Origin of the sequence: Microbacterium sp. 5K110 (assembly GCF_005774735.1) — a bacterium.
In the GTDB taxonomy this organism is placed as follows: Bacteria; Actinomycetota; Actinomycetes; order Actinomycetales; family Microbacteriaceae; genus Microbacterium.
Map to the genome: position 1 here is coordinate 1 of NZ_VBUM01000169.1, position 1488 is coordinate 1488.

General features: G+C 71.9%; 2 protein-coding genes. Both read right to left on the reverse strand.

Annotated features, from left to right (window positions below; all coding sequences use genetic code 11):
- Nucleotides 1-953 (reverse strand): cell division protein PerM (locus FE256_RS17900; protein ID WP_252371091.1); only part of this gene is annotated, 953 nt, incomplete at its 3' end.
- A 69-nt stretch (nt 954-1022) separates the two neighbouring features.
- A partial coding sequence (locus FE256_RS17905; protein WP_354646085.1) for a nitroreductase family deazaflavin-dependent oxidoreductase occupies nt 1023-1488 on the reverse strand: 466 nt, incomplete at its 5' end.

Genomic DNA, 1488 nt, shown 5'->3' on the forward strand with positions numbered 1-1488 from the left:
CACCCGGTCAGCGCACCCACCCCGACGGGCAGCAGCACGAGCAGCAGCAACCACGGCGAGGTCGAATCGGGCACGGCGCCCAGCACCGGGATGCCGGGGAGCGCGCCGACCTGCGTCGCGGCCGGGGTGACCGCGGTGTCGGTGCCGATCGCGAAGCCGGGTCCGGCGGTGAACGCGAGCGCCCACAGCACGAGCGTGGGGAGGTAGACGAGTTGCCCCAGCGCGATCACGGTCGCGCCGACGGCGTCGGCGTTGCTGGCTTGGAAGAGCCCGATCACCTGGCCGGAGCCCGCGACGAGCCCCGCGACGAACACCACGGCCCCCACGCTGACGAGTCCGAGAGTGGTCAGGGCGAGGCCGCGCACCGCCAAGACAGGCACTTCGGCCCAGGCCCGCGGGAGACGCGCGAGCCGGTCCCGCAGCGCGTCGACGGGGCCGTCATCGCCCACCCGCCACGATCCGACGACGGCGCCGACGAACGACGAGGCGAAGAAGATCGACGACGGCAGCAGGATCGCCGGCCAGATCTCGGATGCCACGAGCTCGGCATTCGCCGTCAGCGCGACGAGCGTCGAGAGCGCGGCGAAGACCAGCGAGCCGGACAGCCAGCCGGTGATCGCGGCGCCCGCTTCTGCCGCGCGCGAGCCGGAGCGGGCCGCGAACAGACCGGTGAAGACAGCGAACGCGAGCGGTGCGAGCGAGAGCGTGAAGGTCGCGAGCGCGGGATCGATGCCCGTGGCCGCGAGATAGGTGTCGGGCAACGTCACGGAGACGGGCACGAGATGGCCCAGGTGCCACACCGCGGCCGACGCGGGCCACAGGGCGCCCCAATCGGGATCGCCTACGCCGAACACCCACAGGAGCGTCAGGGGCGCGAGCACCACGGCGATACCCCCCGCGGCCGCCAGCACGGCGTCGAGGGCGGCAAGGAGGGCGACGAGTAGACGATGCATGAGCGACTCAGACCCTACCCGCGGCCCCCGACAGCGCCGCTCAGGCGCGGCGGCATCCGGGCGTGCTCGTCAGTCGACCGGCTCGAGGACGAAGATCTCGATGCGGCGCTCGGTCTTGCGCTGGTACTCGTCGTAGTCGGGCCACACCGCCACCGCACGGGCCCACCACTCGTCGCGCTCGGCGCCCTCGGCCTGGTGCGCGTCGTACTCGCGCTTGTCGTCGCCGTCCTGCAGCGCGACGCGCGGGTTCTTCACGAGGTTGTAAAACCACGCGGGGTGCTCGGGAGCCCCACCCTTGGATGCCACGACGAGGTAGCGACCGTCGTGTTCGACGCGCATGAGAGCCGTCTTGCGCAGGCCCCCCGTTTTTGCTCCGACGGTGGTGAGGACGATGATGGGAACGCCCCGCAGTTCCGCGGCCTCCTGGCCACCCGTGGCCTCGAAGGTCTCGGCCTGCGTACGGGCCCATTCGCTGGTGCTGGGCAGATACTCTCCTGAGAGCGGCATGTCCTCCACGATAGGCCCGCTCCCCCCC